The following is a 22,686-nucleotide window of genomic DNA, read 5'->3' as shown; positions in this document are numbered from 1 at the left end:
TTGTTTTGAATAAGAAGAGGGAAGTTCATGCTTCTGTTAAGGATGAGCGTTTGGTGGAAAAGCGGCGTGATCAGATGATTCGCGGGGCCGTCTCTCTGTTTAAACAAAAGGGGTTTCACCGCACCACGACCAGAGAGATTGCAAAGGCCGCCGGATTCAGTATCGGAACGCTGTATGAATATATACGAACAAAGGAAGATGTCCTGTATTTAGTGTGTGACAGCATTTATGAGCAGGTTCGATTGGAGCTTGAGGAGCTTGATGTTGGTAAAGGGACGCTTGAAAATTTACGTCTCGGTATCGCTCATTATTTTCAGGTGATGGACCGGATGCAGGACGAAGTACTCGTCATGTATCAGGAAGCGAAATCCTTATCGAAGGATGCCCTTCCATATGTGCTCCGGAAAGAACTTGAAATGGTGGGGATGGTGGAAGATCTCATCAAAGGCTGTGTCGACAGCGGAAAGCTTGAGCTTGATGATGATCAGATCCATATGCTGGCCCAGAATGTATTCGTCCAGGGGCAGATGTGGGGATTCCGTCGCTGGGCACTTCAGAAGAAGTATACACTCGAGGAATTCATCCATCTTCAAATCGAACTCACTTTTACCGGAATCATCGGATTTGAAAAACAAGGGAGAACAGGGGGAGTAATATGAGCACGGTTGAGATTTATAAACCAAAGCACCATGTTCGTTTTGTCACGGCATCGAGCCTGTTTGACGGACATGATGCGTCGATCAACATAATGCGTCGGATTATCCAGGCAAGTGGGGCGGAAGTCATCCACTTAGGCCATAACCGTTCTGTAGAGGAAGTCGTCAATGCTGCTATTCAGGAAGATGTTCAGGGGATTGCGATTTCATCCTATCAGGGTGGACACGTGGAATACTTTAAATATATGTACGACCTTTTAAAAGAAAGAGGGGCTTCCCATATCCGCATTTATGGCGGAGGCGGCGGAGTGATCATACCGCGTGAAATCAAGGAACTTCACGAATACGGGATCGCCCGCATCTTCTCACCTGAAGACGGACGGACTCAGGGTCTTCAAGGCATGATCAATAAGATGATCGAGGAATGCGATTTCCCGACCATCAAGGGAAGCGTGAATCAGGAAGTCGAGAAGCTTTCTACCGGTAATGTGAACACGGTATCAAAGCTGATTTCACTTGCCGAATATCAAGTCGGGGCCAACGAAGAAGTGGCGGCGACAGCCCAGACCGTTTTTTCTGAAATCAAGAGCTTGGCGAAAAAAGCACCTGTCCTTGGGATCACGGGAACGGGTGGTGCAGGGAAGAGTTCCTTGACGGATGAACTGATCCGCCGTTTCATCAACGAACTTCCAGAAAAGAAAATCGCGATTTTGTCCATCGATCCAACGAAACAAAAAACGGGAGGGGCTCTTCTTGGGGACCGTATACGCATGAATGCGATCTTCAATCCCCGTGTTTATATGAGAAGTCTTGCCACACGTGGTTCGAAAACGGAACTTTCACTGGCGATCAAGGACGCGATCAATGTCGTGAAAGCGGCAGGATATGACCTGATCGTCGTGGAAACGAGCGGGATCGGTCAGGGGGATGCTGAAATCGCCGAGATCTGTGACATGTCCATGTACGTCATGACCAGTGAGTTCGGTGCACCGTCCCAGCTGGAAAAAATCGATATGATCGACTTTGCCGATCTGATCGTCATCAATAAGTTCGAGCGCAAAGGCTCGGAGGATGCGAGACGCCAGGTACAGAAGCAATACCAGCGCAGTCATATGCTCTTTGATAAAGACCTTGATGACATGCCTGTGTACGGCACGATCGCCAGCCAGTTCAATGATCCGGGAACCAATGCTTTATTTGCGGCAATTGTCGAAACGGTGAACAGGAAAATGGAGCTGGATTGGAAAACGGGCTTCTCCAAAGACGTAGATGTGGAAAAACAAAACGTCATCATTCCAAACAATCGTCGTTATTATCTGCGTGAGATTGCGGAAACGGTGCGTAATTATCATAAAAAAGCAGAAGAGCAAGTGAACCTGGCTCGCCGTTTGTTCCAGCTTGAAGGGGCAATCGAAGCGGTCAATGAAAAAGAAACGAATGATGGGGTTGTAACGTCCCTTCAAACGTTGAAAGAAGAAGTCGAAAACAAACTAACGTCAGAATCGAAACAGATTTTACAAAAATGGGATAACCTTAAAGAAACGTACAGCAAGGATCAATTCATCACAAAGATCCGTGATAAAGAAATCGTCACTGAGTTAAAGACGAAGAGCTTATCCGGACTCGATATCCCGAAAGTCTCCCTTCCAAAATACAAAGACTACGGTCAAATTTTAGATTGGGTCTATAAAGAGAATGTTCCAGGATCATTCCCTTACACAGCAGGAGTATTCCCGTTCAAACGCAAAGGAGAAGATCCGAAGCGTCAATTCGCCGGTGAGGGAACGCCTGAACGGACGAACCGCCGTTTCCACTACCTGTCGAAAGATGATGATGCGAAACGTTTGAGTACCGCCTTTGATTCTGTGACTTTATACGGTGAAGATCCGGATCACCGTCCTGACATCTACGGAAAAGTCGGAGAAAGCGGTGTGAGCATCTGTACGCTGGAAGATATGAAGAAGCTGTATGCTGGTTTCGATCTGTGTGCGCCTTCAACATCCGTGTCCATGACGATCAATGGTCCGGCACCGATCATCCTTGCCATGTATATGAACACGGCGATCGATCAGCAGATCCGCATGAAGGAAGAAGAGCTCGGCCGCGTACTCACAGTAGAGGAATATGTGGAAGTGAAGGAACAGACCCTTCAAGTCGTTCGCGGAACGGTTCAGGCAGATATTTTAAAAGAAGATCAGGGACAAAATACGTGTATCTTCTCAACTGAGTTCGCCCTGCGCATGATGGGGGACATCCAGCAGTACTTCATCGATCACAAAGTACGGAACTATTACTCTGTATCGATCTCCGGTTATCATATCGCCGAAGCGGGAGCCAACCCTATTTCCCAGCTTGCATTCACATTGGCAAACGGGTTTACGTATGTCGAATACTATTTAAGCCGTGGAATGGATATCAACGCCTTTGCGCCAAACCTATCATTCTTCTTCTCGAACGGCCTCGATCCTGAGTATACGGTGATCGGACGTGTGGCACGACGCATCTGGTCGACTGTGATGAGGGATAAATACGGTGCGAATGAACGCAGTCAAAAGCTGAAGTATCACATCCAGACATCCGGTCGATCCCTGCATGCCCAGGAAATCGACTTCAATGATATCCGTACGACGCTTCAAGCATTAATGGCCCTGCAGGATAATTGTAACTCCCTGCATACAAACGCCTATGATGAAGCCATCACGACACCGACGGAAGAATCCGTGCGCCGTGCCATGGCGATCCAGATGATCATCACGAAAGAACATGGATTATCCAAAAATGAAAATCCGCTTCAAGGCTCGTTCATCGCAGAAGAACTGACGGATCTCGTGGAAGAAATGGTCCTCACAGAATTCGACCGCTTAAATGACCGTGGAGGAGTACTCGGATCCATGGAAACACAATACCAACGTGGAAAGATCCAGGAAGAATCCATGTACTACGAAATGAAGAAGCATTCCGGTGAACTTCCGATCGTGGGAGTGAACACGTACCTGAATCCGAATCCACCTTCAGAAGAACAAATGGACAGCATGGAACTGGCACGTGCCACAAAAGAAGAAAAAGAAACACAAATTCAAAATCTGCGGGACTTCCAATCACAACACAAAGACCAAACCGAAGAAGCCCTCACCCGCCTGAAACAGGCAGCGGTCGGCGGAGGAAACATCTTCGAACAACTCATGGAAACCGTAAAAGTCGCAAGCCTCGGCCAAATCACACGCGCCCTCTACCAAGTAGGCGGCCAATACCGACGCAATATGTAACACATAAAAGGAAATGAGACTACTGTATCAGTGCAGTGGTCTCTTTTTTCAGTAGGCTAATATTTGATGATCAGTATGCATAGTAGTAATAATGAAGTGGGTTTTCTTTTGTTCTTTGTCAGGAAATCAACAACGCCTCTCTCATAAAAAATAAAAAAGAAATCACATCAAGTTTAAATTCCCGCCAAACCGTCTATCCTTTATACGAAATCAACCAATTTTTAACATGAACTTAATACTTATAGGGTAGGATTTCCTATATAATAAGAATTATCAGACAAGGAGACAGGAAAGTACGATACATACGTTTGGATGTGAGACTGTGAAGACCATTTTTCGCTACATACTATTAATCATCACTATATACGCCGCCATCCTTTTATATCAACTTCAACTGGGGGCCATCCCTTTTTTCCTGCTCTCTTTTTATCTATTCTATGAAGCGTTCCGGGTCGTAAGGAACAGTCACAAAGAAGAGAAGTGGGGAAATGGCAGGCCTTCCTGAAATCAGTTGTGAAAAAAATGCAGAAAAAACGAGATATGTATAGCATAAAGTGATTTATATTGATTATAATGTTGAATATGGTTAAAATTGATAATGGAGAATTTTTGCCCTTTTTTACTCTACTTAGTAGAGTGTGAAATAGAGAAAGGAAGTGCGTAAAGTGAGTCTTAAGCAATTATCCAAAGAAGAATTGAGTCAAACATCATTCATTGAATTGGCACATGAAATTTTAGTAGAGAAAAAGCAAGCGATGGCATTTGAAGAGATCGTGAAGGAAATCAAAGGTTTGCTTGGAATCTCTGATAAAGAGGTAAAGAGCCGTTTACTTCAATTCTACACGGACTTGAATATCGATGGTCGATACATTGCCATGGGTGATAACCGTTGGGGACTAAGAGAATGGTACCCGGTTGATCAAATCGAGGAAGAGACCGTTCCAACCATGAAATCCAGCAAAAAGAAAAAAGCGAAGAAAAAAGACGAAGATCTGGATCTGGAAGATTTCGATGATCTGGATGATGAAGATCTTGATTACGAAGATCTTGATGATGCCGACGATGATGATGATCTTACGGATGACGACGATGTCGAAGTTGATGCAGACGAGGATCTGGACATCGATGACGACGACGAGGAAGAGCTCGAGATCGATGAATTCGACGATGTCGAAGAAGACGACGAAGACGAAGAAGATGAATCAGAAGAAGTGGAAGAGAAATAATCTCTCCCGAATCAGTACGGCTCCCGTCAGGCTTTATGGCCTCCCCGGGGGCCTTTTGATTTGCGTGAAATGCTTGAAAATTCTATCCCTTATTCTATGCTTGACTTCTACCTCTTAGGAAGGTAGTATTTTATTTGGGCTCCCTAAACAGGGACAGATCACGTATATCACGCTCCCCTTACAAGATTGTAAGCGGGGCGTTTTTTGTTTTTATAAGAAGTATGCATTGACATGAACGGGTTTTTGCCAACCTTTTATAAGTGACGGATCGATTCTTTAAAGACCCCTTACATTTTTATGTATCTTGATAACAAGAGGCTGTCTTTAAGCGTGAGTATGCAGATGAATTTATTTTAAGAGAATGGACTTGTCCTTCTTTGAACAAGATAAATTCATGACATACCGACAAAAGACACCCTCTACTTTTTTTGAACCAAACTTACTTTAAAGGGGGACATATACATGACTAAGTATATTTTCGTAACAGGCGGCGTAGTGTCGTCACTAGGGAAAGGGATCACAGCAGCGTCCCTTGGAAGACTACTCAAAAACCGTGGAGTGAGCGTCACGATCCAGAAGTTCGATCCATACATCAATGTGGATCCGGGAACGATGAGCCCTTATCAGCACGGTGAAGTTTTCGTAACCGATGATGGTGCTGAGACGGATCTTGACTTGGGTCACTACGAGCGTTTCGTTGACATTAATCTGACGAAATACAGCTCTGTGACAACAGGTAAAATCTATTCTACTGTTCTGAAAAAAGAGCGCCGCGGGGATTATCTTGGCGGGACTGTGCAGGTCATCCCGCATATCACAAATGAAATCAAAGAGCGCGTTTACCGTGCCGGCCGCGAAACGAATTCCGATGTCGTGATCACGGAAATCGGTGGAACGGTTGGAGATATCGAATCACTTCCATTCCTTGAAGCGATTCGCCAGATCAAGAGTGATGTCGGTCGTGACAACGTGATGTATATTCACTGTACGCTTATCCCTTACATTAAAGCGGCGGGTGAAATGAAGACGAAACCGACTCAGCACAGCGTGAAAGAACTCCGCAGTCTCGGAATCCAGCCAAATGTCATCGTCGTGCGTACAGAAATGCCGATGACCCAGGATATGAAAGACAAGATCGCGTTATTCTGCGATATCGATAAACATGCGGTAATCGAAGCAATGGATGCAGATACGCTTTACTCTGTACCACTTGCTCTTCAGGATCAGAAACTTGATGAAATCACATGTCAGCACTTGAAGCTGAACTGCCATGAAGCAGACATGACCGAGTGGAATGAGCTGGTCGACCGTGTGAAAAACCTTTCCCGCAAAACAAGGATCGCCCTTGTCGGGAAGTATGTTGAATTGCAGGATGCCTATATTTCTGTAGTGGAAGCTCTTCGTCATGCAGGTTATCATTTCGACAGCGACATTGAAGTGAGATGGTTGAACTCTGAGCTTGTCGACAGCGAAAACGTTGCCGAAAAACTGGCAGACGTAGATGGGATCCTTGTACCAGGCGGCTTCGGTGACCGCGGTGTCGAAGGAAAGATCGCTGCGACGCAATATGCCCGTGAAAACAAGATTCCTTTCCTTGGAATCTGCCTTGGCATGCAGCTTGCATCTGTAGAATATGCCCGTAACGTCCTCGGAATGGAAGGGGCCCACTCAGCTGAGCTTAACCCGGAAACGCCATACCCGGTCATCGATCTATTACCGGAACAAAAGGATATCGAAGATCTCGGTGGAACACTGCGCCTTGGATTATACCCATGTAAGCTGACAAAAGGTTCAAAAGCCTATGCAGCCTACGACGGGGAAGTCGTGTACGAACGTCACCGTCACCGTTTCGAATTCAACAATCACTACCGCGAGCAAATGGAAAAAGCCGGATTCATCTTCTCCGGTACAAGCCCAGATGGCCGCCTTGTGGAAATCATCGAGCTGAGCGACCACCCATGGTTCGTCGCATCTCAATTCCACCCGGAATTCACATCACGCCCGACACGCCCGCAGCCTCTATTCAGAGACTTCGTGGAAGCGTCACTTGCGTATGGTGAAAAATAAGATTTGATTGAAAGCTCTCCCTGGTTTGGGAGGGCTTTTTTGTGTTTGAATAATCCCAAACCAACCCCATCAAAAAAAGCCCATCCCCAAAAAGGGAACAGGCTCCATTCATTACTCCTCATACTCCTCCAGCATTTCACGGATCACAAACCCCAACGCGAAATAGAGATAAAGAGCAGCCATGCTTGACGGGAAGCTCACGCGCTCACCGATTTCATCGCCGGGGAGCATTCCTTTGATCACTTTTGTATCCAGGTGAATGTCGGCAAGGTCCAAAAGACTCTCTTCCCCTTCCACCATACCGGACACCGCTACAAATGGTACACCGTCAGCAGAAAGCTTCTTCGCGAACGCAACGGCGTCTTCATCCGTGGAATAGCGGGTGACGATCAGCACACGATCCGCTTCTGTCAGTTCAATGGTAGAATCATATCGTTTAGCGGATGGAAGGGGCTCGGCACCGAAAAGGGCTTCAGCGGTTACGGCTTCCATTTCCCGGTAGCCTTTTATGTAGATGCTTCCTTGTCCGATGGCGGCCTGGGCAAGGAGGCGTGCGCCGTCCTCTATTTCGAATTCCTGTTTATCATAAATCCGTTTGAACAGTCCCGTTAACTGAGTGGTGAACATTTTAATCATTGAGTTCAGTTCTCCTTCCATATTCATCTTCGACATTTCTCATCATAACGCTTATTATAAAGGGGAAAAAGGTCTCTAGCAAAATCTTAAGAATAAGCAGGATTTTTTTACAGAAAAAGAGAATAAGTAATAAATATACAATTATTTACCGTCGGAATACATAATTTATTAAAATGTGAAGGGGACTGAGGTATATGAATGAGAAGATTCTGATTGTGGACGATCAATTTGGTATTAGGATTCTATTAAATGAAGTGTTGCAAAAGGAAGGCTACCAAACATTTCAAGCTGCCAACGGCATCCAGGCTCTTGAAATCGTAGATAAGCATTCCCCTGATCTGGTTTTACTTGATATGAAAATTCCTGGAATGGATGGAATTGAAATCCTGAAGCGGATGAAGCAGAAAGATGCGGATATCCGCGTCATTATCATGACCGCATACGGAGAACTCGACATGATTCAGGAGGCAAAGGACTTGGGAGCGCTTACCCATTTTGCGAAGCCGTTTGATATTGACGATATCAGACAAGCCGTCAGACAGTATATTCCAGTATAAGGAAGTTATTTGAATAGTAAAAATAGTAGTATTTTTAACATTTCGCCTCTGCAGTTGGTAAAATCAATTCTGTTTTGGTATGATACAAGTGAATTTGTTAACTATGTCACAAGGTGTTATCCATAACGCCGCCATTTATACCAAAATGGTCGACTGACTGAATAAAAGGAGGAAATAACTATGCCTTTAGTTTCAATGAAAGACATGCTTATTCAAGCAAAAGAAAAAAGCTACGCGGTAGGTCAATTCAATCTGAATAACCTTGAGTTCACCCAAGCGATCCTGCAAGCGGCTGAAGAAGAAAAATCACCTGTCATCCTTGGTGTATCTGAAGGTGCTGCCCGTTACATGAGCGGCTTCAAAACAGTTGTGAAAATGGTTGAAGGTCTTATGGAAGACTTAAACATCACAGTTCCTGTTGCGATCCACTTGGACCACGGTTCAAGCTATGACAAATGTAAAGAAGCCATCGATGCAGGATTCACTTCTGTTATGATCGACGCTTCTCACGGTCCTTTCGAGGAGAACATTGAAATCACTTCTAAAGTGGTTGAGTATGCTCACTCTAAAGGTGTTTCTGTTGAAGCTGAGCTTGGAACAGTTGGTGGACAAGAAGATGACGTCATCGCTGACGGCGTTATCTATGCAGACCCTAAAGAGTGTCAAGAACTAGTAGAACGTACTGGTATCGATACACTTGCACCTGCTTTAGGTTCCGTTCATGGTCCTTACAAAGGTGAACCAAACCTAGGATTCAAAGAAATGGAAGAAATCGGAGCTGCTGCCGGAGTACCATTAGTACTTCACGGTGGAACTGGAATTCCAACAAAAGATATTCAAAAAGCGATTTCTTACGGAACAGCTAAAATCAATGTAAATACTGAAAATCAAATCACTTCTGCTAAAGCAGTACGCGAAGTATTAGCGGCTGACACAGAAGTATACGATCCACGTAAATACATGGGTCCAGCTCGTGAAGCAATCAAAGCAACAGTAATCGGTAAAATGCGCGAATTCGGTTCTTCTAACCAGGCGTAAGAGACAGGTAATGTTTGGAAAGACCTAGCTGGTAGATTAGGGGCTTTCCTTATGTGGTAGAAAAAGAATGAAGCTGTAGGATGGGACTGGCACCGGGAGAGGTTTGATACCTTTTGGGTCAGTCCCTTCCGTTCATTAAAAGATGATTGAAAATTTTGTCGAAAATGGGGTAGAGGAAATGAAATTTTTCATAGACACAGCAAACATGAGTGAAATCAAGGAAGCATTTGAATGGGGTATTCTTTCAGGAGTGACGACGAATCCGTCCCTTGTAGCAAAAGAGAAGGGCGTAACATTTGAGGACCGATTAAAAGAAATCACGGATCTTGTTCCTGGTTCTGTAAGCGCTGAAGTCATCGCATTAGATGCTGAAGGCATGATTAAAGAGGGAAGGGAGCTTGCGAAGATTGCGCCTAATATTACGGTGAAGCTTCCCATGACACCCGACGGTCTGACGGCTGCATCTACTTTTGCTAAAGAAGGAATCAAGACAAATGTCACGCTGATTTTCAGTGCGAACCAGGCGCTTTTAGCGGCTCGTGCTGGAGCGACGTATGTTTCGCCTTTTTTAGGAAGATTGGATGATATCGGTCATGACGGACTGGAGCTGGTTTCCCAGATTGCCGAGATCTTTGCGATTCACGGCCTGGAAACGGAAATCATCGCGGCATCTACCCGTCATCCGCAGCATATTACGGAAGCAGCGCTCCGAGGGGCCCATATCGCAACCGTCCCTCTTAAAGTATTGAAGCAATTATTCCAGCATCCCCTAACGGATAAAGGAATCGATGCCTTCTTGAATGACTGGAACAATCGCTGATTTTAGGTCAATCGGTCTAAAGGAAAAAAATTCGTTTATCCTATACATGTTTTGACGAATTATGTATACACTAGTAGACAATACTTCTTAGAACGTCTTCTAATGGAAAAATAATCCTTTTTGTTTGAGGTATAGGGAATCATGCCCTAAATCGATGAACAGTGGAAGGGAGTTTAATATGGAAAAGCTAAAAATTGCAGGAGGGTATCCCCTTGAAGGTACCATTAAAGTCAGTGGGGCCAAAAATAGTGCGGTAGCCTTGATCCCGGCAACCATTCTTGCGGATTCTCCGGTCACAATCGAAGGGTTACCGGATATCTCTGATGTAAGAACGCTGAAAGATCTCTTAGAAGAAATCGGTGGTTCCGTCTCATTGGAAGATGGGGATATGAGTGTAGATCCAAGTCAAATGGTGTCCATGCCTTTACCAAGCGGGAAGGTGAAGAAGCTTCGTGCTTCCTATTATTTAATGGGTGCGATGCTCGGACGTTTCAAAAAAGCGGTCATCGGATTACCGGGTGGATGTCACCTCGGGCCGCGTCCGATCGATCAGCATATTAAGGGCTTCGAGGCTCTTGGAGCAGAAGTCACAAATGAACAGGGCGCGATTTACCTCCGTGCCGATGAATTAAGGGGAGCCCGCATTTACCTTGATGTCGTGAGTGTAGGCGCAACGATCAACATCATGCTTGCAGCCGTTCGCGCGAAAGGCAGAACGATCATTGAAAATGCGGCAAAAGAACCTGAGATCATTGACGTTGCCACATTACTGAGCAATATGGGTGCAAAGATCAAAGGGGCAGGAACAGACGTGATCCGTATCGATGGAGTGGACGAGCTTCACGGCTGCCGTCATACCATCATCCCTGACCGCATTGAAGCAGGAACATTCATGATCCTTGCAGCAGCAGTCGGTAAAGGTGTGCTTGTCGACAATGTCATCCCGTTACATATGGAATCGGTTATTGCCAAGCTCCGTGAAATGGGAGTGCCGGTTGAAACAAACGATGATCAGATCTATATCGGCAGGGCGGACAAGCTCAAATCGGTGGATGTGAAAACACTCGTGTATCCAGGTTTCCCAACGGACCTGCAGCAACCCTTCACCACGTTATTGAATCGTGCAGAAGGTTCTGCCGTCGTAACGGACACGATTTATTCAGCCCGCTTCAAGCATATCGATGAGCTGAGAAGAATGAATGCCACGATCAAAGTCGAAGGACGTTCCGCCATCGTCAACGGTCCTGTCCAATTGCAGGGCGCCAAAGTGAAGGCAAGCGACCTCCGGGCAGGGGCCGCCCTCGTCATCGCCGGCTTAATGGCCGAAGGAATCACAGAAGTCACCGGCCTCGAACACATCGACCGCGGCTACAGCGACCTCGTAGCCAAACTCGAAGGCCTAGGAGCCACCATCTGGCGCGAAAAAATGTCAGCTGAAGAATTGGAACAGATGAAGTCGTAAATTCTTGAGAATATGGTAAAGATGTTTGTTCAACTTGTCTTTTAGATTAAGTGAAAATATCTAAGTTGATTGAAGCGGAAGGTGCTCGACTCCTGCGGGAAACGCTGGACAGGTGAGACCCCACAGGGCTTTAGCCCGAGGAGGCTCACCGCCAGCCCCGCGGAAAGCGAGCACCTGCAGCGGAAATCAACAACTACTGGCTTTTTTTAACATTTTGTTAGCGCTTTTCTACTCAAACAAACCATTATGTCCTACTTTTTTCGAAAAAAAGTCTCTCCAACCGCCTTAATGTGTTACAATAAATCTGTCAATATGTTATACAATTTAAGAATATTGTAAAACAAAAGGGAACACGGGAGGCTATATACATGGAAAGAAGTTTATCAATGGAGCTAGTTCGAGTAACAGAGGGGGCTGCCCTTGCATCGGCCCGTTGGATGGGTCGCGGAAAGAAGGATGAAGCGGATGACGCTGCAACTTCTGCCATGCGCGATGTATTCGATACCGTACCGATGAAAGGAACGGTCGTCATCGGTGAAGGGGAAATGGATGAAGCTCCAATGCTTTATATTGGTGAAAAATTAGGGACAGGCTACGGTCCACGCGTCGATGTAGCCGTCGATCCGTTGGAAGGAACGAATATCGTTGCTTCCGGAGGCTGGAATGCACTGGCGGTACTCGCAGTGGCAGACCATGGAAACCTACTGAATGCACCAGATATGTATATGGATAAAATCGCAGTCGGACCGGAAGCAGTCGGGGAAATCGACATCAACGCTTCTGTCATCGATAATCTGAAAGCCGTTGCGAAAGCAAAAAATAAGGATATTGAAGACGTGGTGGCGACAGTCTTGAATCGTCCACGTCATGAACATATCATCCAGCAGTTGAGAGAAGCGGGAGCCCGCATCAAGCTGATCAATGATGGAGACGTGGCAGGCGCCATGAACACAGCATTCGATCATACGGGTGTAGATATCCTGTTTGGATCCGGCGGTGCACCAGAGGGAGTTCTTGCAGCCGTTGCCTTGAAGTGCCTAGGCGGAGAAATCCAAGGGAAACTTCTGCCGCAGAACGATGCAGAGCTCAAGCGTTGCATCGGAATGGGGCTGGATGTGGACAAGATCCTTCGAATGGAAGACCTTGTATGCGGTGACGATGCCATCTTTGCAGCAACAGGTGTAACCGACGGAGAACTGTTGAGAGGTGTTCAGCTTAAAGGGACATACGGCCTCACTCATTCTGTCGTTATGCGTGCGAAGTCCGGTACCGTCCGATTCATCGACGGGCGCCACAGTCTTCAGAAAAAACCAAACCTGGTCATGAGATAATAGAACCAAGCAATACAGAGAGAGAAACCAACTCCTCTTAAATAAGAGTAAAGGATGGGCAGGACTTCTGCCCGTCCACGCTCTTATCACTCACTTTTTTTCTTCATAGCGGAAAAAATGCTGCCTATCTACCAAATCTACCTTCCTTTTTTTACCCAGTCATTGATTCTTAATGAAAAGTATGGTTACAATAGATAAGGTTTTTATCTTCAGCGTTTTTTCTATATATATGCTTCAACTATTTCTTCATTTTTAAGAAAATCTACCCGATTTTGCCTCTTTTCTAAAAGAGAGACAATGACAGTTTTTTCAAGTAAGACAAATTAATAAAGCGTGGTGTCATAATGGAAGAGTTAACAATCTCTAGCTTAGAAAATATGAAGCTGAAAGAGCTTTACGAGCTAGCCAAACAATACAAAGTTTCTTATTATAGTAAATTAACAAAAAAAGAACTGATTTTTGCCATCCTTAAAGTTCGTGCAGAACAAGAAGGCTTCTTTTTCATGGAAGGTGTCCTTGAGATCATCCAATCAGAAGGCTTCGGTTTCTTACGTCCGATCAACTATTCTCCGAGCTCTGAGGATATTTATATTTCTGCGTCACAGATCCGTCGTTTCGATCTACGTAACGGGGATAAAGTATCGGGAAAAGTACGTCCTCCGAAAGAAAACGAGCGTTATTTCGGACTGCTTCATGTTGAAATGGTGAACGGGGAAGAGCCTGATTCGGCGAAAGAGCGCGTGCATTTCCCAGGATTGACGCCTTTATACCCTGACCGTCAAATGAAGCTTGAAACAGAACCAAATAAAATTTCTACACGTATCATGGATCTCATTGCACCGGTTGGATTTGGACAACGTGGTCTGGTCGTGGCACCGCCTAAAGCCGGTAAGACGATGCTGATCAAAGAAATCGCCAATTCGATCACAACGAACCATCCTGAAGCAGAACTCATCATTCTTCTGATTGATGAGCGTCCAGAGGAAGTAACGGACATCGAACGCTCGGTAGAAGCAGAAGTCGTCAGTTCGACATTTGATGAAGTGCCGGAAAACCACATCAAAGTGGCCGAGCTCGTGCTTGAGCGCGCCATGCGTCTGGTTGAGCACAAGCGTGACGTCATCATCCTGATGGATAGTATCACTCGACTCGCACGTGCGTACAACCTCGTCATCCCGCCAAGTGGACGGACTCTCTCCGGTGGTATCGATCCTGCTGCGTTCCACCGTCCGAAACGATTCTTCGGGGCGGCCCGTAACATTGAAGAGGGCGGAAGCTTGACGGTTCTTGCAACGGCCCTTGTCGACACAGGATCACGTATGGATGACGTCATTTATGAAGAATTCAAAGGAACAGGTAACCTTGAACTTCACTTGGACCGTTCCCTTGCAGAGAGACGCATCTTCCCGGCCATCGACATCCGTCGTTCCGGAACGCGTCGTGAAGAACTTCTCATCAAACCGGATCATCTTGAAAAACTGTGGGCGATCAGAAAAGCGATGTCCGATCAGCCTGATTTCGCTGAGAAGCTTATGCGCAAGCTGAAGCAATCGAAGACGAATGAAGAGTTTTTCAATGTGTTGACAGAAGAGTCCAAGAAGCGTTAATCTAATAATCGAATGATTTTTCAAGGAAAAGGGAGACTGTAATTTCCAGTTTTACAGGTTGCAAAAATACCTTGTCCTTGTTATAATGATATCAATGTGTTTTTTAAAAACTGGATGTGGTAAGGGGCTGGCTATTACTCTCATGCTTATGCTCATATCACATATATCTTCGTAATAAATTACTCTGTCTCAGATGATTCAGGGCGGAAGGAGATGAAAGAAATGAAATCAGGAATTCATCCTAAGTACAACACGATCAAAGTTAGCTGTGCTTGCGGTAACGAATTTGAAACTGGTTCTGTAGCGGAAGAAATGCGCGTTGAGGTATGTTCTGAATGCCATCCATTCTACACAGGACGTCAGAAATTCGCTGACGCTGGTGGACGTGTTGACCGTTTCAACAAAAAATACGGTCTTAAAAATCAACAACAATAATGAAGAGCCAGAAGGCCGCATCGTACGCCTTTGTGCGTAGATGCCATTCCTTCTCTTCTATTAGAAAAACAGGCAAGGATCTTCATGCTTGCCTGTTTTTTATTACGTTTAAAGCAAATGGTTGAAGAAATAGAGGCAGTTCCAATTGAGCTGTGCCTCTTTTTTTCTGCCAAATTACCGGATTTTAAGCATTATTCCCGTACATAAAGGAATGCTTTATACTAATGAATCGTCCGTTCTCACTAACAGCCAGGCTGTTTTTTTATAGATCAATGTGTAAGGAAGGAGAGGCGCTTTCGTGTATGTCATGAAACAAACGGGTTGGGTAGAAGTCATTTGCGGCAGCATGTTCTCAGGAAAATCCGAAGAACTGATCCGCCGGGTCCGACGCACTCAATTTGCCAAACAAGAAATTGCTGTGTATAAGCCAAAACTAGATAATCGCTACAGCGATGAGTCGGTTGTATCTCATAATGGTACCTCTGTCATCGCCAAAGCAGTCGAGGAGTCAAGTGTGATCCTTGATGACCTGAATCCGGAGGTGGATGTCGTTGCCATCGATGAGGTTCAATTTTTTGACGAAGGCATCGTCGACGTCGTACAGAAGTTAGCGAACAGCGGATACCGTGTCATCCTCGCAGGACTTGACCAGGATTTCCGCGGAGAACCATTCGGCCCGATGCCGGACTTGATGTCCATCGCTGAGCAAGTGACAAAGCTTCAAGCCGTTTGCGCCGTCTGCGGCTCTCCGGCAAGCCGCACGCAGCGCCTGATCAATGGTGAACCGGCTTGTTACGACGACCCGGTCATCCTAGTCGGGGCATCAGAAGCCTACGAGCCAAGATGCCGCCATCACCATGAAGTACCGACCGGAATGAGCGTCACTCCGGATATGGTGAAGGAAGTTTAAATTTGGAACAAAGTCCCGAGATTGGGGCTTTGTTTTTTTATGTTTTTAAGGAAAATGGAGAGAAAATCCGATATTTGTGCTCATATGCAGTCGTGTGAAGCAGGATTTAGCTGTGCTTTTTTTGAAAAGGTGTCTGCGGGCTAGAATTGCGTCATTTTCGACCGGGATTGCGTCATTTTATGATTTATTGCGTCGTTTTCAAAGTAATTGCGTCATTTTTTTGGTTAATTGCGTATTTTTACAAATATTCCCTCTAAACTTATTTACTTCTTAAATCTGCCATGTGCATAACCACCATCCTCCAGGAAAGCCTAAAAGCAGGAGGTGTGAAAGTATGAAAAAAGTAGCATTAGCTTTAACTTTTACCGTTTTCTTTCTTTTGATTACAGCATGTGGTGTGAATCAAGAGTCGGAATACGGTGTGCATAATGACAGTGGCGGGACCCGTTTCATCGATAATCGAAAGGCGGAAATGGATAAGCGCCAGGATAAAAATGTGCGGGAAATCACTGATCAAAATCCCAATTTCCCTAACCTGACCAATTCTCAAGGTACGACTTCCACGACAACCGGTGTGTATGAAGACAAAGCCCGTGAAGTGGTAAGGGATTATTCAAAATTCCAGCCTGATGAGGTATGGATCAATGGGAATCAAATGTGGGTGACGGCCCACACGAAGAAGGAAATGACCATGGCGGAGACCGATAAAGAGGAAGCCATGCTGAAAGACAAGTTGCAAAGAGCGATTCCCCGCTATGATATCAATGTGAAAATCACCGAAAGATAATGAAAAGGGGGAGCATATGGGCTGCCCCTTTTCACGTGAAATCCTCCCCTCTCAATTCCCGCTCCTCCTTGTGTTTACATACACCATATAATATAATTGTACTGTTATGGACTAAAATTGAGGTGAATAGCTGTGTTCGATCGTTTACAAGCAGTGGAAGATCGCTATGATAAGTTAAATGAACTATTGAGTGATCCAGAAATTGTGAATGACCCAAAGAAGCTAAGAGATTATTCAAAGGAACAATCAGACATCCAAGCAACGGTAGAAGCATATCGAGAATATAAAGAATTGACCGGGCAGTATAAAGACGCGAAGGCGATGCTGGATGATAAGCTTGATGCTGATATGCGTGAAATGGTGAAGGAAGAAGTTTCCGAGCTTGAAGAGCAAATCGAAGCGTTGGAAGCCCGTCTGAAAATATTATTGATCCCGAAAGACCCGAACGATGATAAGAACGTCATCATGGAGGTTCGTGGTGCTGCAGGTGGAGATGAAGCAGCCCTGTTTGCCGGTGATTTATACCGCATGTACAGTCGATTCGCAGAAGCACAAGGCTGGAAGATCGAAGTCATGGAAGCGAACTCCACTGGTGTCGGTGGATACAAAGAGATCATCTTCATGATCAACGGAAATGGCGCATTTTCCAAAATGAAGTATGAAAACGGGGCACACCGCGTGCAGCGTGTACCTGAAACAGAATCCGGCGGACGGATCCATACGTCGACAGCAACGGTTGCCTGCCTGCCGGAAGCGGAAGAAGTCGAAGTCGATATCCACGATAAAGATATCCGTGTCGATACGTTCGCATCCAGTGGCCCGGGAGGACAAAGTGTTAATACCACCATGTCTGCCGTGCGTCTGACGCACATCCCGACAGGTGTCGTCGTGTCATGTCAGGATGAAAAATCGCAAATCAAGAACAAAGAGAAAGCAATGAAAGTATTGCGTGCCCGCGTGTACGATAAATTCCAGCGTGAAGTCCAAGCGGAATACGATGCGAATCGTAAATCTGCCGTTGGAACAGGTGACCGTTCTGAACGTATCCGTACGTACAATTTCCCACAAAACCGCGTCACGGATCACCGCATCGGCCTGACCATCCAGAAGCTTGACCAAATCCTTGAAGGAAAGATGGATGACGTCATCGATGCATTGATCATCGAAGATCAGTCCAAACTTCTTGAAAGACTGGAAGAATAGTCATGGTGACGGTATTTGAAGCCCTGAAATGGGCTTCTTCTTTTTTAGTCGAAAATGACCGCGATGAGAATGTGGGAGAAATCTACTTGCGGCATTTGCTGGGCATGTCACGTTCCCACCTGCTGGCAGAACAGCGGAGGTCCGTCCCTCAAGAAAAATGGGACGAATTTCAGGAGGGGATCCGTCGGCATGTCAGGGGCGTCCCGATTCAGCACATCATCGGGTCAGAGGAGTTTTATGGCCGGGAGTTTGTGGTGAATGAGCATGTTCTGATTCCGAGACCGGAGACGGAAGAACTCATTTATTATGGTCTGCAGAAGATGAAGGATTTGTTTAGTTATTCGGCCGCTCCTTTGCAGGCAGCCGATGTCGGGACGGGAAGCGGTGCGATAGCGGTGACGCTGAAACTGGAATCGGAGCGGGTACCGGTTGAGATGATGGCTGTCGATATTTCTCCGGAAGCACTGGAGGTTGCCAGGGAGAATAGCAAAAGACTTGAGGCAGATGTGTGCTTTTTTGAAGGAGATTTGATACAACCTTTGATCCAAGCCGGAATGAAGCTGGATATTCTTTTATCCAACCCTCCATACATCCCGCTGACAGACCGTGAAACTCTATCCGATGTCGTAATCGGACACGAACCTGAACTCGCATTATTTGGCGGAGAAGATGGCTATGATTTATACAAACGCTTTATGGAAGAACTTCCTCTTGTCATGAAGGAAAGATGCCTGATCGGTTTCGAAGTCGGCGTCGGCCAGGGAGAAACGGTTGCGGATCTGCTGCGAGCGACCTTCCCGGAGGCAGAAACAGAAGTCGTCCATGACATCAACGGGAAAGATCGTATGGTGTTTTGTGTAAGAAAATAATAGTGTTTAGCCCCCGATTATGGTGATTGGGGGTTTTTTTTGAAGAAATGTAGCCGATTTAGAATGAATCTGTGCGAATATTTAGCCTCGTACCTGTTCCAATCTACTAATGATCACGTTTATTCTCAAAACCGACTAACTTATTTTCAAAACTAAAGATTTATTTTCAAAACCACCCCGTTTATTATCAAAAACAAGATTTTATTTTCAAAAAGCCCCACCAACCAATTTTCCAAAACAAAAATGTTATTTTACTAGTTTAAGATTTCCCCCTTTTGACCACACTGTTTACCAAGGGGGAGAGGACATGAAAACAAAACACACAGTACTATTGTATATCTTGATTCTATCATTAGGAACGATTCTAAGTTTATATATACCGAAGCAGGAAATGGCGGCACAGGAGACGATGGTGATTCCGGAAGAAGCGATTCGCCTGCGGATCCTGGCCAATAGTGATCTGGATGGGGATCAGAACGTGAAGAGACTTGTCCGGGATGAAGTCAACAAAGAGATCACAAATTGGGTATCGAATCTGACGTCACAAGACGAGGCGAAAGCAGTCATCAAGGAAGGATTGCCGCAGCTTCAGAAGATTGCGGAAGATGTCGTCGCGGCAGAAGGTATGGATCAATCAGTGAAAGTGGAGTTTGGTAAAGTGGACTTTCCGACGAAACTATATGGTCAGTATCTTTATCCGGCTGGTGAGTACGAAGCGGTGTTGATCACACTTGGTAAAGGGGAAGGCGCAAACTGGTGGTGCGTCCTGTATCCGCCATTATGCTTCCTGGATTTCTCTACTGGAAATGCAGTAAGAAGTACGGGCTTTGAAACGAAAGTGGCGGCTAGCGGGAATGAGGTAACGGAAGTGGATCCTGAAGATGCAACTCAGGTGAGCGAAGATGAATCTGTAGATGACGTGATTGCGTATAAGCAAGTCGAAGTGGATGCAGTAGAAGCCGGTGTAATCGATGAGGAAGAAAAGGTAGAGGTGCCGGTTGGAGAAGAGGTGAAAAAGAAGGAAGTACAAGTTGAGGAAAAGGTAGAAAACCAAGAAGAACCGGTCTTCGTTGAAGATCAGAAAGAGGAAGAAGTCGAGGTCCGTTTCTTCGTAGTCGATCTTTTCAAGGGGTTATTCAATAAATAAAGTAAGAAGCTTCATCCGCTTAGGATGAAGCTTTTTCTTATTTCAAGAAAGTCTATCTTTCTAGCATTTTTTGTTCTATTCTCCTTCTCCTCTCATACATTGATACTAGAGGATGATAGAAAAGGGAGGATGAAAGGATGTTGAAAGTGATCCGCCAGGCAACGAGTGAGGATATTCATGAAGTCGTGGCCTTCTTGATGAAAGCAGGATTAAGCACGGAAGGCATTAAACATAGCATTGATTGTTTTTTAGTAGTGGAAGATTCGGAAAACCGGTTGATTGGGACACTCGGAATCGAGGTGAAGGAGAAGATCGGCCTCCTTCGGTCACTCGTGGTCACGTCATCTTTTGAAAGCGAAGAGTTATTTGCCCTTTTTCAGGAGATTTTAAAGCTTGCGAAAGAAAAAGATCTGACGCGTCTATATTTGATTTCCAATCGGAAAGCGTCCCTCGCGTTCTTTGATCTATTAGGTTTTAAGCAGGAGACAGATTCTGTTGTGGATGAGTTGAAGCATTTTATTCATGCGAAAAAGTTATCCACTGTGGATAACTGCATCACCATGAAATTGGATTTATAGATTTTTCGACAAGAATATTGTCGGTGAATTCAGGACTGAACCATTCTCAAATAAATGGTTCAGTTTTTTCGTTGGGAATTCGACAAAATAAGAGAAAGCGGTAACTATTTCTTTTTTCAGAATTATTCACATCATCCACAGGTTTATCCACAATTCTCGACGTTTTATCCGCAGTTTGTGGATAATACTTGAGAATTTACAGAGTTTCTTTTATACTTTCAAAAGAAAAGGAACTCGTCAATTCAGTATTTGTACACAAAAAGTGAACAGATTTAGTTTGGATAGATAAAGGTGGATGACATAGATGATGAAACATTGGATTGTGGAAAGTGATGTGGATAAAAACAAAAGTTATCCACAAATTGTGGATGCAGCGAAGATTCTTCAAAAGGATGAGGTGGTAGCCTTCCCCACGGAGACGGTTTATGGACTGGGGGCAAATGCCACATCGGATCGTGCGGTGGAAAAAATCTTCAAAGCGAAAGGCAGACCGTCGGATAATCCACTGATTGTCCACATATCAAATAAAGAGCAGTTAGAGGGACTGGTGGAAGAGATTCCGGCGGATGCCGTGAAGCTCATTGACGCTTATTGGCCGGGGCCTTTAACGATCATTTTTAAAAATAAGGAAAACGTATTTTCCGGAAAGGTGACCGCTGGACTCGATACAGTGGGAATCCGGATGCCGGACCATCCCGTGGCGCTCTCCATTATCGAGGCAGCGGGACTGCCGATTGCTGCCCCGAGTGCGAATCGGTCGGGTAAACCGAGTCCGACAACGGCTCAGCACGTCATCGATGACCTTGAAGGCCGGATCGCCGGAGTGGTGGACGGTGGCGAGACGGGAGTCGGGGTGGAGTCGACGGTGGTGGATTGTACGGGAGAAATCCCGGTCATTTTGCGTCCCGGGGGCATCACGAAAGAGCAGCTCGAAGTTGTCGTCGGGAAAGTGGAAGTGGATCCTTCCTTAAAAGATGGCAAGGGTGCCCCGAAATCACCCGGGATGAAATATACTCACTACGCACCGGATGCCCCTGTTTATCTAGTAGACGGGACGAGGGAAGATGTGCAGCGATTGGTGGATGAAAAAAAGGCAGCGGGGCTCAAGGTGGGGGTTTTGACGACGGAAGAATTCGCGGGGGAGTATCAGGCGGATATCATTCTTTCCGTCGGAAGAAGAGATGATTTGAAAACCGTAGCCCAGCATCTCTACGACACGCTGCGTGCTTTTAATAGAAGTGATGTGGATATTATTTTTGCCGAGATGTTTCCGGAAGAAGGAGTCGGGCTTGCGATCATGAATCGGCTTCAGAAGGCTGCCGGTTACCGCGTGATAAAAGGATGAACGCTTTCCCCTATGGTCTTTCATAGGGGTTTTTGTTTTGTATTCTAAATCTCTTTGGACGTGCATAAGTTGTTTTGTAGGCATGTCCGGAGGGGGAAATTACAAAATGACAACGATTATCGGCGAACTGATGACCTTGATGTTAATGGCATTTGCTCTTGGGATGGATGCCTTTTCGATCGGGATAGGAATGGGGATGTTCCAGCTGAGATTAAAGCAGGTCTTTTATATAGGATTGGTTGTCGGGGTCTTTCATGTATGGATGCCGCTGCTCGGAATGATGGCGGGGAAATTTTTATCGGAAACGTTCGGGTCCTTTGCCGCATACGCAGGGGGTGTGCTGCTTATCGTACTTGGAATCCAGATGTTCGTGTCGAGCTTTAAGGATGAGGAAACGACCCTCATCTCACCCGTGGGATTTGGATTGATCCTTTTTGCGTTAAGTGTGAGCCTGGACAGTTTTTCAGTCGGATTGACCCTCGGGATCTTCGGGGCACGAACGGCCGTCGCCCTCTTCTGTTTCGGGATCGCCGCTACCGTGCTGACGTGGGCGGGATTACTCATCGGCCGGAAATTCCAGGGTGTGCTTGGAACGTACAGCGAGGCACTTGGGGGAAGTATACTGTTTGCGTTTGGTGTGAAGCTTTTGTTGCCGATTTGATTGGAGAGAAGGTCCGTCCCTCGGGGGGGCTTTTTTTGTCTGGCTACGGCAGGTTGTCGCCCGATGACGAGCCGGGCTAGCCTTT

At 45.8% G+C, this 22,686-nt stretch carries 21 protein-coding genes; 20 read left to right on the top strand and 1 reads right to left on the bottom strand.

Translation table 11 applies throughout. The features are described from left to right. The first annotated feature begins 5 nt into the window (after positions 1–5). The 5 genes from AC0VXY_RS21320 (at position 6) to AC0VXY_RS21300 (ending at position 7,215) form a co-directional block, all read left to right on the top strand. Positions 6–659 carry a TetR/AcrR family transcriptional regulator gene (locus AC0VXY_RS21320; protein ID WP_336201559.1) on the top strand — a complete coding sequence of 218 codons (654 nt, stop codon included), beginning with the start codon at positions 6–8 and terminating at the stop codon, positions 657–659. Beyond that, positions 656–3,922: a fused isobutyryl-CoA mutase/GTPase IcmF gene (gene icmF / locus AC0VXY_RS21315; RefSeq protein ID WP_475526477.1), complete on the top strand. Its 3,267-nt coding sequence runs from the start codon at positions 656–658 to the stop codon at positions 3,920–3,922. The genes AC0VXY_RS21320 and icmF overlap by 4 nt, the downstream gene beginning before the upstream one ends. Before the next feature lie 322 nt (positions 3,923–4,244). Next, positions 4,245–4,427, top strand: coding sequence for a hypothetical protein (locus tag AC0VXY_RS21310; protein WP_475526476.1), 183 nt, complete (start codon positions 4,245–4,247; stop codon positions 4,425–4,427). Between the two features lie 160 nt (positions 4,428–4,587). Then, complete coding sequence (rpoE, locus tag AC0VXY_RS21305) at positions 4,588–5,148, top strand: DNA-directed RNA polymerase subunit delta (RefSeq protein WP_475526475.1); 561 nt, start codon at positions 4,588–4,590, stop codon at positions 5,146–5,148. A gap of 462 nt (positions 5,149–5,610) precedes the next feature. Continuing rightward, positions 5,611–7,215 (top strand): CTP synthase, encoded by a 1,605-nt coding sequence (locus tag AC0VXY_RS21300; protein ID WP_435988955.1) that lies wholly within the window; start codon positions 5,611–5,613, stop codon positions 7,213–7,215. Between the two features lie 111 nt (positions 7,216–7,326). Here the strand turns inward: AC0VXY_RS21300 and AC0VXY_RS21295 are convergent, their stop codons facing one another. Further along, positions 7,327–7,851, bottom strand: a complete 525-nt coding sequence (locus AC0VXY_RS21295; RefSeq protein WP_475526474.1) for a DUF2529 domain-containing protein — start codon at positions 7,849–7,851, stop codon at positions 7,327–7,329. 194 nt (positions 7,852–8,045) lie between these two features. Here AC0VXY_RS21295 and AC0VXY_RS21290 point away from each other — a divergent pair, with 194 nt between their 5' ends. From AC0VXY_RS21290 to AC0VXY_RS21220, 15 genes are all read left to right on the top strand, one after another. Further along, positions 8,046–8,408: a response regulator gene (locus AC0VXY_RS21290; protein WP_034765110.1), complete on the top strand. Its 363-nt coding sequence runs from the start codon at positions 8,046–8,048 to the stop codon at positions 8,406–8,408. 180 nt (positions 8,409–8,588) lie between these two features. Further along, the gene (locus tag AC0VXY_RS21285; RefSeq protein WP_138780838.1) at positions 8,589–9,446 is read left to right on the top strand and encodes a class II fructose-bisphosphate aldolase; all 858 of its coding nucleotides are present in this window, start codon (positions 8,589–8,591) and stop codon (positions 9,444–9,446) included. A gap of 178 nt (positions 9,447–9,624) precedes the next feature. Beyond that, positions 9,625–10,266 carry a fructose-6-phosphate aldolase gene (gene fsa / locus AC0VXY_RS21280; RefSeq protein WP_258264583.1) on the top strand — a complete coding sequence of 214 codons (642 nt, stop codon included), beginning with the start codon at positions 9,625–9,627 and terminating at the stop codon, positions 10,264–10,266. A 178-nt stretch (positions 10,267–10,444) separates the two neighbouring features. Then, a complete protein-coding gene (locus AC0VXY_RS21275; protein WP_435988957.1) occupies positions 10,445–11,728 on the top strand; it encodes a UDP-N-acetylglucosamine 1-carboxyvinyltransferase in 1,284 nt (427 codons plus the stop codon). Between the two features lie 368 nt (positions 11,729–12,096). Further along, positions 12,097–13,059 carry a class II fructose-bisphosphatase gene (gene glpX, locus AC0VXY_RS21270; RefSeq protein ID WP_258264551.1) on the top strand — a complete coding sequence of 321 codons (963 nt, stop codon included), beginning with the start codon at positions 12,097–12,099 and terminating at the stop codon, positions 13,057–13,059. A 344-nt stretch (positions 13,060–13,403) separates the two neighbouring features. Further along, complete coding sequence (gene rho, locus AC0VXY_RS21265) at positions 13,404–14,666, top strand: transcription termination factor Rho (RefSeq protein ID WP_060674356.1); 1,263 nt, start codon at positions 13,404–13,406, stop codon at positions 14,664–14,666. A gap of 222 nt (positions 14,667–14,888) precedes the next feature. Further along, the gene (gene rpmE, locus AC0VXY_RS21260; RefSeq protein WP_034765123.1) at positions 14,889–15,101 is read left to right on the top strand and encodes a 50S ribosomal protein L31; all 213 of its coding nucleotides are present in this window, start codon (positions 14,889–14,891) and stop codon (positions 15,099–15,101) included. A gap of 298 nt (positions 15,102–15,399) precedes the next feature. Then, a complete protein-coding gene (locus AC0VXY_RS21255) occupies positions 15,400–16,011 on the top strand; it encodes a thymidine kinase (RefSeq protein WP_060674359.1) in 612 nt (203 codons plus the stop codon). 334 nt (positions 16,012–16,345) lie between these two features. Further along, positions 16,346–16,798 carry a hypothetical protein gene (locus AC0VXY_RS21250; RefSeq protein WP_475526473.1) on the top strand — a complete coding sequence of 151 codons (453 nt, stop codon included), beginning with the start codon at positions 16,346–16,348 and terminating at the stop codon, positions 16,796–16,798. A gap of 132 nt (positions 16,799–16,930) precedes the next feature. Next, complete coding sequence (gene prfA, locus AC0VXY_RS21245; protein ID WP_435988959.1) at positions 16,931–18,001, top strand: peptide chain release factor 1; 1,071 nt, start codon at positions 16,931–16,933, stop codon at positions 17,999–18,001. Between the two features lie 2 nt (positions 18,002–18,003). Continuing rightward, positions 18,004–18,870 carry a peptide chain release factor N(5)-glutamine methyltransferase gene (prmC, locus tag AC0VXY_RS21240; protein ID WP_475526472.1) on the top strand — a complete coding sequence of 289 codons (867 nt, stop codon included), beginning with the start codon at positions 18,004–18,006 and terminating at the stop codon, positions 18,868–18,870. Positions 18,871–19,177: 307 nt separating this feature from the next. Then, entirely contained in the window at positions 19,178–20,017 is an 840-nt protein-coding gene (gene spoIIR / locus AC0VXY_RS21235; protein WP_475526471.1) for a stage II sporulation protein R, read from the top strand. Between the two features lie 137 nt (positions 20,018–20,154). Beyond that, positions 20,155–20,595, top strand: coding sequence for a GNAT family N-acetyltransferase (locus AC0VXY_RS21230; protein ID WP_475526470.1), 441 nt, complete (start codon positions 20,155–20,157; stop codon positions 20,593–20,595). Positions 20,596–20,899: 304 nt separating this feature from the next. Then, positions 20,900–21,940, top strand: coding sequence for an L-threonylcarbamoyladenylate synthase (locus AC0VXY_RS21225; protein ID WP_475526469.1), 1,041 nt, complete (start codon positions 20,900–20,902; stop codon positions 21,938–21,940). A gap of 106 nt (positions 21,941–22,046) precedes the next feature. Beyond that, positions 22,047–22,601 carry a manganese efflux pump MntP gene (locus AC0VXY_RS21220; protein WP_475526468.1) on the top strand — a complete coding sequence of 185 codons (555 nt, stop codon included), beginning with the start codon at positions 22,047–22,049 and terminating at the stop codon, positions 22,599–22,601. Positions 22,602–22,686 lie beyond the last annotated feature (85 nt).

The organism is Rossellomorea sp. QJM3NY_18 (assembly GCF_056173145.1).
The sequence above is the reverse complement of the archived record's forward strand: the minus strand, read 5'-3'. Positions and strand labels throughout refer to the sequence as shown.

Bases quoted from the DNA above. Each gene is read 5' to 3' on its own strand.
- spoIIR (WP_475526471.1), top strand. From the start codon at position 19,178: ATGAAAACAAAACACACAGTACTATTGTATATCTTGATTCTATCATTA.
- AC0VXY_RS21250 (WP_475526473.1), top strand. From the start codon at position 16,346: ATGAAAAAAGTAGCATTAGCTTTAACTTTTACCGTTTTCTTTCTTTTG.
- prmC (WP_475526472.1), top strand. From the start codon at position 18,004: ATGGTGACGGTATTTGAAGCCCTGAAATGGGCTTCTTCTTTTTTAGTC.
- AC0VXY_RS21230 (WP_475526470.1), top strand. From the start codon at position 20,155: ATGTTGAAAGTGATCCGCCAGGCAACGAGTGAGGATATTCATGAAGTC.
- rho (WP_060674356.1), top strand. From the start codon at position 13,404: ATGGAAGAGTTAACAATCTCTAGCTTAGAAAATATGAAGCTGAAAGAG.
- icmF (WP_475526477.1), top strand. From the start codon at position 656: ATGAGCACGGTTGAGATTTATAAACCAAAGCACCATGTTCGTTTTGTC.
- AC0VXY_RS21220 (WP_475526468.1), top strand. From the start codon at position 22,047: ATGACAACGATTATCGGCGAACTGATGACCTTGATGTTAATGGCATTT.
- glpX (WP_258264551.1), top strand. From the start codon at position 12,097: ATGGAAAGAAGTTTATCAATGGAGCTAGTTCGAGTAACAGAGGGGGCT.
- AC0VXY_RS21285 (WP_138780838.1), top strand. From the start codon at position 8,589: ATGCCTTTAGTTTCAATGAAAGACATGCTTATTCAAGCAAAAGAAAAA.
- AC0VXY_RS21300 (WP_435988955.1), top strand. From the start codon at position 5,611: ATGACTAAGTATATTTTCGTAACAGGCGGCGTAGTGTCGTCACTAGGG.
- AC0VXY_RS21290 (WP_034765110.1), top strand. From the start codon at position 8,046: ATGAATGAGAAGATTCTGATTGTGGACGATCAATTTGGTATTAGGATT.
- fsa (WP_258264583.1), top strand. From the start codon at position 9,625: ATGAAATTTTTCATAGACACAGCAAACATGAGTGAAATCAAGGAAGCA.
- rpmE (WP_034765123.1), top strand. From the start codon at position 14,889: ATGAAATCAGGAATTCATCCTAAGTACAACACGATCAAAGTTAGCTGT.
- AC0VXY_RS21295 (WP_475526474.1), bottom strand. From the start codon at position 7,851: ATGATTAAAATGTTCACCACTCAGTTAACGGGACTGTTCAAACGGATT.
- AC0VXY_RS21275 (WP_435988957.1), top strand. From the start codon at position 10,445: ATGGAAAAGCTAAAAATTGCAGGAGGGTATCCCCTTGAAGGTACCATT.
- AC0VXY_RS21225 (WP_475526469.1), top strand. From the start codon at position 20,900: ATGATGAAACATTGGATTGTGGAAAGTGATGTGGATAAAAACAAAAGT.